Annotated in this window: 2 protein-coding genes; one reads left to right on the forward strand and one right to left on the reverse strand. The window is 62.1% G+C overall.

Annotated features, from left to right (window positions below):
• Nucleotides 1-362 (reverse strand): PLP-dependent transferase (locus EOA29_RS37085; RefSeq protein ID WP_189479129.1); only part of this gene is annotated, 362 nt, incomplete at its 3' end.
• 391 nt (nt 363-753) lie between these two features.
• Here EOA29_RS37085 and mraZ point away from each other — a divergent pair.
• Nucleotides 754-1,198: division/cell wall cluster transcriptional repressor MraZ (gene mraZ, locus EOA29_RS37090; protein WP_127222434.1), on the forward strand; the 445-nt coding region annotated here is incomplete at its 3' end.

Consider the following 1,198-nt stretch of genomic DNA (forward strand, 5'->3'; position numbering starts at 1 on the left):
TCATAGGCGACCCCAAGCGGTTTCAGGAAACGCTCCGCCAGCGCGCGTGTCGTATGGTAGCCGTCCGAGGGCAAGAGAATGCGGTCGCCCGATTTGACGAGCGCAAAGAACGTCGCCGAAATCGCCGCCATTCCCGACGGAAAGGCGACGCATTGCGCATCTTCAAGATGGCCAAGCACATGCTCGACGGCATGCCAGGTCGGATTGCTGAAGCGGCCGTATTGATCGAAGCCCGTCGCGTCGCCCGGCGAATGGAAGATCGAAGCCATGGTCAGCGGCAGGGGGATCGGGTCGCCCTTGGCGAAATCGCGGCTGCGCAGATGGGCGAGCGCCGCGGCGCGTGACTTCGCGGTTTCGGACATGGGCTCATTCCTTCGCTGAACAGAGGTTCGACGCTAGGCGCGCCAGCCATCTGCAGCAAGAAGCGTCCTTTTGGGCCAGCGCGCTCTAAACGCTTCGTTAGGCTTAATAGAGGATAAAGACGAGACGTGCCTTCAGCTTGCCCTTCCCTAGTTGTGGCGCGCGTTTGTGATGCCCGTTCCCGTTGACGCCCATAGTGCCCCATGATATCCCATTTGCATCATCAAGCCTTCGTTCCGCGTCAGGGTGAAGCGTACGCCAATCGGGCAGTCGCGGCGGCTGCGCGTTTGCCGGTTTTCGCCTTGGCGAATGAAGGTCGCGAGATGATGCGCGGCGGTGGCGCGGAGAAAAACATGGGAAGGGGTGCGGCGGCGACAGCGGCTGTAACGTGTAGTGGACCGATTTCTGTCAAACGCAGTGAACAGGATCGATGCCAAGGGACGGGTGTCGGTCCCGGCGCATTTCCGCGCGGTCGTGCAGAAACGTGGCTATGCGGAGCTCTATGCGCTACGCTGTCTGGACCTTCCGGCGATGGACGTCGGCGGGCTCGATCTGCTCGATCGCTACGAGCAGCGGATCGCGCTCGAGGATCCCTTCCTGCAGACGGCGGACGATATGTCGTTCTTCTGCCATGGCGACGGGACGTTCCTGAAACTCGACCAGGACGGCCGCATCACGATGACCGATTTCATTCGCGACCACACGGGTATCTCGAACGAGGTGGCGTTTGTCGGCCGCGGCAATTTCTTTCAGATCTGGGAACCGGGCCGGCTTGCCGCCTATGGCGCGCAGGCGCGGGCCAGGCTTTTGCAGCTTCGGCAGGGGACGAAGCCCGGGG

The organism is Mesorhizobium sp. M1E.F.Ca.ET.063.01.1.1 (genome assembly GCF_003998155.1).
Taxonomy (GTDB): domain Bacteria; phylum Pseudomonadota; class Alphaproteobacteria; order Rhizobiales; family Rhizobiaceae; genus Mesorhizobium.